The sequence below is a fragment of the Lutibacter sp. genome (genome assembly GCF_040883305.1).
In the GTDB taxonomy this organism is placed as follows: Bacteria; Bacteroidota; Bacteroidia; order Flavobacteriales; family Flavobacteriaceae; genus Lutibacter.
Map to the genome: position 1 here is coordinate 1 of NZ_JBFLKT010000162.1, position 6260 is coordinate 6260.

Below are 6260 nucleotides of genomic sequence, written 5' to 3' on the forward strand. Positions count from 1 at the left end.
CGTTGTGTAGTTTCAAGTTTCTTTGCAGATATTTTTAGAGGAAATTGTTTAAATATTGGTGTATTACCAGTTCAGGTAAGTGCTGAATTTTTAGACAAAATCTACAAAGCAATTGAAGCAGACCCTAATACAGAAATTGAAATTGATTTACCTAAACAAATAATTACAATTTTAGCTTCAGGAGCGCAAGAGTCTTTTGAAATTAATAGTTACAAAAAAGATAACATGTTAAATGGTTACGATGATATTGATTATTTAACAAAAATGAAAGATGAAATTTCATCTTTTGCTGAAACAAGACCATTTTAATTAAACTTTGGGTTGTCATTCCTGCGTAGGCAGGAATCTAGACAAACCATAAAAATGGATTCCTGCCTTCGCAGGAATATCAGTAAACAATTGTTTTTAAAAATGCAAAAAAGAAAAATAGAAATAATGGATACTACACTTCGTGATGGTGAACAAACCTCAGGAGTATCATTTCCTTCAGCAGAAAAATTAACCATAGCAAAATTGTTATTGGAAGAATTAAATGTTGATAGGATTGAAGTAGCATCAGCCAGAGTTTCAGAAGGCGAGTTTCAAGCCGTAAAGGCAATTACAGATTGGGCAAACCAACATGGATATATAGATAGAGTTGAAATGTTGACTTTCGTTGATGGAGGAAGGTCTATCGAATGGATGAATAATGCGGGTGCTAAGGTTCAGAATTTATTAACCAAAGGCTCTTTAAATCATTTAACACACCAACTTAAAAAAACGCCAGAACAGCATTTTACTGAAATAAAAGACATTGTAGATTTAGCTCAAAAATCAGCAATTAAAACCAATGTTTATTTAGAAGATTGGAGTAACGGAATGCACAATTCTCCTGAATATGTATTTAAATTTTTAGATTTCTTAGTGACACTTCCTTTAGAAAGAATTTTACTGCCAGATACTTTAGGAGTGCTTACACATTACCAAACATTCGATTATTTTTCGCAAATAACAGCAAAGTATCCAGATACGCATTTCGATTTTCACGCACACAACGATTACGATTTAAGTGTAGCGAATGTTATGGAAGCTATAAAAGCAGGAGCCAAAGGACTTCATTTAACAGTAAATGGAATGGGCGAACGCGCTGGAAATGCGCCAATGGCAAGTGTAGTTGCAGTTATAAATGATTTCTTTAAGGATGAAGTTGAAATTCAAGTCAAAGAAACTTCTTTGTATTCTGTAAGTAAAATAATTGAAACATTTTCTGGAATTAGAATACCTTCAAACAAACCAGTTGTAGGTGATAATGTTTTTACGCAAACTGCTGGAATTCACGCTGATGGTGATAATAAAAACAATCTGTATTTTAACGACTTAATGCCGGAACGTTTCGGTAGAAAACGTAAATATGCTTTAGGTAAAACTTCTGGAAAAGCAAATATTGAAAAAAATTTACAGGAATTAGGATTGCAATTAAATGATGAAGATTTAAAAAAAGTTACCCAACGAATTATTGAACTTGGAGATCAAAAAGAATTGGTTACGAAAGAAGATTTACCTTATATAATTTCCGATGTGTTGGACAGTAATTTATATCAAGAAAAAATTACTATCGAATCGTATGTGTTAACACATTCAAAAGGATTAAAACCTTCAACAACAGTTGCGTTAACAATAGATGGTGCCTATTATCAAGAACACGCGCAAGGAGATGGGCAATTTGATGCTTTTATGAATGCCATTAAAAAAATATATCAAGAAAAGAAATTATCATTACCAAAGTTAGTCGATTATGCAGTTAGAATTCCTCCAGGAAGTACTTCAGACGCACTTTGTGAAACTATAATTACTTGGGAAACAAAAGAGAAAAGATTTATAACGAGAGGTTTAGATTCAGATCAAACAGTATCTGCAATTAAAGCCACTCAAAAAATGTTGAATATTTAAATAGTGCTTTTAGCCTTTTGCTATTAGCTTAAATACAAATTAAATTAATATAAATTATAGCTGTTATTGAGCAAATTGCCAAAAGCGAACAGCCAAAAGCTTAAAAAAAATGAAATTAAATATAGCACTTTTAGCGGGAGATGGAATTGGTCCTGAAGTAATTGACCAGGCAGTAAAAGTTTGTGATGTGGTTGCTTCAAAGTTTAATCACGAAATTAACTGGAAACCAGCATTAACTGGAGCCGCTGCAATTGATGCGGTTGGTGAACCTTACCCAGATGAAACACATGAAATTTGTAAAAATTCAGATGCTGTGTTGTTTGGAGCAATTGGGCATCCAAAATTTGATAATGATCCTTCTGCAAAAGTTCGTCCAGAGCAAGGATTATTAAAAATGCGTAAAGCCTTAGGGTTATTTGCGAACGTTCGTCCAACATTTACATTTCCATCTTTATTAGATAAATCTCCTTTAAAAAGAGAACGTATTGAAGGTACTGACTTGGTTTTCTTAAGAGAATTAACAGGTGGTATTTACTTTGGTGAAAAAGGAAGAAGAGATGGTGGAGAAACAGCCTTTGATAACTGTGTTTATACAAGAGCAGAAGTACAACGTTTGGCTAAAAAAGGTTTTGAATTAGCAATGACGCGTTCAAAAAAATTATGTTGTGTAGATAAAGCAAATGTGTTAGAAACATCGCGTTTATGGAGAGAAACTGTGCAAGCGATGGAAAAAGAATATCCTGAAGTTGCCGTTTCTTATGAGTTTGTAGATGCTGTTGCAATGCGTTTAGTTCAATGGCCAAATAGTTACGATGTATTAATTACAGAAAACTTATTTGGAGATATTTTAACAGATGAAGCTTCTGTAATTTCAGGTTCTATGGGATTAATGCCATCGGCTTCTTTAGGGGCTGATATTGGATTATTTGAACCAATTCATGGTTCATACCCACAAGCTACTGGAAAGAATATAGCAAACCCAATGGCAACAGTTTTATCTGCAGCAATGATGTTTGAAAACTTTGGTTTACTAGAAGAAGGAAAAGCAATTAGAGCAGTTGTAAACAATGCTTTAAACAAGGGTATAGTTACTGAAGATTTAGCTGAGAAAGGTAAGGCTTTTGGAACAAAAGAAGTTGGAGATTGGTTAGCTAAAAACGTATAAGCAACTTATAATTTTTAATTCTAAAAGCTGTCTAAAATTTTTTATTTTTTAGATAGCTTTTTTTATATATTCCATTTTTTTGTAACAAATTATAAGTTAAAGATACTTATATTGTACTTTTTAAAATTATAAATCAACAATTCTATGAAACGAGCATGCTAAAAAGTTTATCATTTAATAAAATTACTGATAGCGAACTGCATGTAACCTTTAAAAAATAAATAATAAAAACACATGAAGTTAGTTATTCAAAATCTGTCAAAAACTTACAAAAACGGAGTAAAAGCTATAGACAATTTAAGTCTTGAAATTGGAACAGGAATGTTTGGGCTTTTAGGCCCAAATGGAGCAGGAAAATCAACTTTAATGAGAACTATTGCAACCTTGCAAAGTCCAGATTCAGGTACCATAACTTTTGGAGATATTAATGTGTTGGAAGATAATATGGCATTGCGAAAAGTGTTGGGATATTTACCACAATCTTTTGGCGTATATCCAAAAATGTCTGCGGAAGAATTATTAGATTATTTTGCAACTTTAAAAGGAGTTGCTTCCAAAGAGGATAGAAATAAATTAGTTAAAGAAGTTTTAGAGATTACTAATTTATATGAAGTTAGAAAAAAACACGTTGCGGGTTATTCCGGTGGAATGAAACAACGTTTTGGAATTGCACAATTACTTTTAAATAATCCGAAATTAATTATTGTTGATGAGCCAACTGCAGGTTTAGACCCTGCTGAACGTCATCGGTTTTTAAATGTATTGCGTGAAGTTGGTACAAATTGTACCGTTATATTTTCTACACATATTGTGGATGATGTAAAGGAATTATGCAACGAAATGGTAATTGTTAATGGAGGAAGAATTTTAAAACACACTACTCCAACAACGTGCACTGAAGAAGTAAAAGGCCAGATTTGGACTAAAGTAATTGAACGTGATGAATTGGAATCGATGGAAGCGAATTTCAATGTATTATCATCAAACTACAATCAAGACAATACCTTAAACATTAGAGTGCATGCCATAGAAAAACCAGCAGAAGATTTTATAGCCACACCACCTCAGTTAGACGATGTGTATTTTATTGCTTTAAAAGAAGATGAAGCAAATTTAGTTTCAGAATAAGGTACTTTTTTAACAATTTAAAATACATATATGTTTTCTACAATATTTAAACACGAATTAAAATACTGGTTTAAAAAACCAGCATTTTATATATACCTAGCCATCTTTTTTGTAATTGCGTTGTTTGTTACAGCTAGTTCGGCAGGTATTTTTGACTCACTTACAATGAGCACAGGCTCTTCAAAAATTGTAAATTCTCCCATAAGTTTAAATGGCATGTTTAATGCATTAACCATTTTAATTTACTTTTTATTTCCTTCAATAATTGGGGTATCTATTTTTAGAGATTTTAAAAGTGAAATGCACACCATTTTATATTCCTATCCGTTTACAAAATCTGATTATTTATTCGGAAAATTTTTTAGTTCATTTTTAATAGTTACTATAATTGTATTAACTATTGGTTTAGGAATGTTTATTGGATTTAGACTTCCAGGTACAAACCCAGAAATAGTTGGTGATTTTAGATTTACATCTTATTTACAAGCTTATTTTATTTATATAATTCCTAATATATTTTTATTTGGCGCCATTGTATTTGCAACTGTTACTTTTACAAGAAATATTTCAGCTGGATTTATTGTTGTTGTAATGTTAATGTTAGTACAAGGTGTTTCAGAAAGTTTATTAAACGATATTGATAACAGATTCCTTTCTGCAATGTTAGATCCATTTGGAGCACAAGCAGCTAATTATTATACACGGTATTGGACTGTTGCAGAGCAAAATGAATTATTACTTCCTATAAAAGGTGTTGTTATTTACAATCGTTTATTGTGGTTGGCAATTGCAACTGTTATTTTTGGAATTGTATTCAAATATTTTTCATTTAGTCAAAATGCATTAACTGTTAGTTTTAGAAAACAAAAAGCAGAGCGTGTTACAAAGAGTAATTTTGGAGGTATTACTAGAATTGAACTTCCAAAAGTTAGGTATGATTATTCGTTCCTACAAAATGTAAAAACATCTTGGAAATTATCAAATTTAGATTTTAAATTCATTATAAAAAGTTGGCCGTTTTTAAGCATTTTACTTGTCGGACTTATTTTTATTTTAATAATGTCTATTTCTTTAGGTGAAATTTCAGGAACAAAAACATATCCAACTACTTGGCAAATGTTATTATATCCGGGAAATACTTTTTCTTTATTTATAAATATTCTTACATTTTTATATGCTGGAATGCTTGTTCAAAGAGGGAAAATGGCAAAAGCAAACCATTTAATTGATGTAACTCCAATTCCAAATTGGACCTTATTATTATCAAAATTTGTTGCTTTATTAAAAATGCAAGTGGTGCTGCTTTTTGTAATTATGGTTGGTGGAATTATCTTTCAAATGTACAGAGGCTATTATAATTTTGAAATAGACCAATATTTATATGAGTTATTAATCTTAAAATTTGTTCAATTTGCTATTTGGGCATTTTTAGCACTATTTATTCAAACATTAGTGGGCAATGCTTATTTAGGCTTGTTTATATTGTTGGTAATTTCTATTGGTTTACCATTTTTAAGTTTTGCCGGTATAGAACAATCGATATTTAAATACAATCAAGGCCCAGGTTATTCGTATTCAGATATGAATGGTTATGGAGCATTTTTTAGCAGGTATATGACCTATAAAATTTACTGGGTTTTTGCCGGAATTTTATTGCTAATTGGTTCAGCATTATTTTGGGTAAGAGGTTTACCGCATTCATTTAAAGAGCGTTTGTCAATTGCGAAAGCTCGATTTAAAGGGGCCTATTTAATTGGTTTTGTAGTATTTTTAGTCGCATTTTTATCGCTAGGTTTTAGAATTTATTACGAAAACAATGTGCTAAATGAAAGAACTTCATCAAAAGAACGCGAATTACAACAAGTAGCTTGGGAGAAAAAATATAAAAAGTTCGATAATAAAATTCAGCCTAGAATTGTTGCTGTAAATGTTGCCATGGATATTTTTCCGAAAGAATTAGATTTCAAGGCAAAAGGAACCTACATTATGATTAATAAATCTTCAGAAAAAATTGACAGTATTTTATTAAATCATAATA

General features: G+C 31.1%; 5 protein-coding genes. All 5 read left to right on the top strand.

Going from position 1 to position 6260, the window contains the following annotated elements:
- Window positions 1-309: 3-isopropylmalate dehydratase small subunit 2 (locus AB1Z17_RS05255; protein ID WP_368050748.1), on the top strand; the 309-nt coding region annotated here is incomplete at its 5' end.
- Between the two features lie 102 nt (window positions 310-411).
- A complete protein-coding gene (locus tag AB1Z17_RS05260) occupies window positions 412-1929 on the top strand; it encodes an alpha-isopropylmalate synthase regulatory domain-containing protein (RefSeq protein ID WP_368050749.1) in 1518 nt (505 codons plus the stop codon).
- Window positions 1930-2038: 109 nt separating this feature from the next.
- Window positions 2039-3094 (top strand): 3-isopropylmalate dehydrogenase, encoded by a 1056-nt coding sequence (gene leuB / locus AB1Z17_RS05265; protein WP_368050750.1) that lies wholly within the window; start codon window positions 2039-2041, stop codon window positions 3092-3094.
- A gap of 234 nt (window positions 3095-3328) precedes the next feature.
- On the top strand, window positions 3329-4222 hold the full coding sequence (locus tag AB1Z17_RS05270) for an ABC transporter ATP-binding protein (protein WP_368050751.1): 894 nt from the start codon (window positions 3329-3331) through the stop codon (window positions 4220-4222).
- 30 nt (window positions 4223-4252) lie between these two features.
- On the top strand, window positions 4253-6260 hold a 2008-nt coding region (locus AB1Z17_RS05275), incomplete at its 3' end, for an ABC transporter permease (protein WP_368050752.1).

Coding starts and splice junctions, on each gene's coding strand:
- AB1Z17_RS05260 (WP_368050749.1), top strand. CDS start 412: ATGCAAAAAAGAAAAATAGAAATAATGGATACTACACTTCGTGATGGT.
- leuB (WP_368050750.1), top strand. CDS start 2,039: ATGAAATTAAATATAGCACTTTTAGCGGGAGATGGAATTGGTCCTGAA.
- AB1Z17_RS05270 (WP_368050751.1), top strand. CDS start 3,329: ATGAAGTTAGTTATTCAAAATCTGTCAAAAACTTACAAAAACGGAGTA.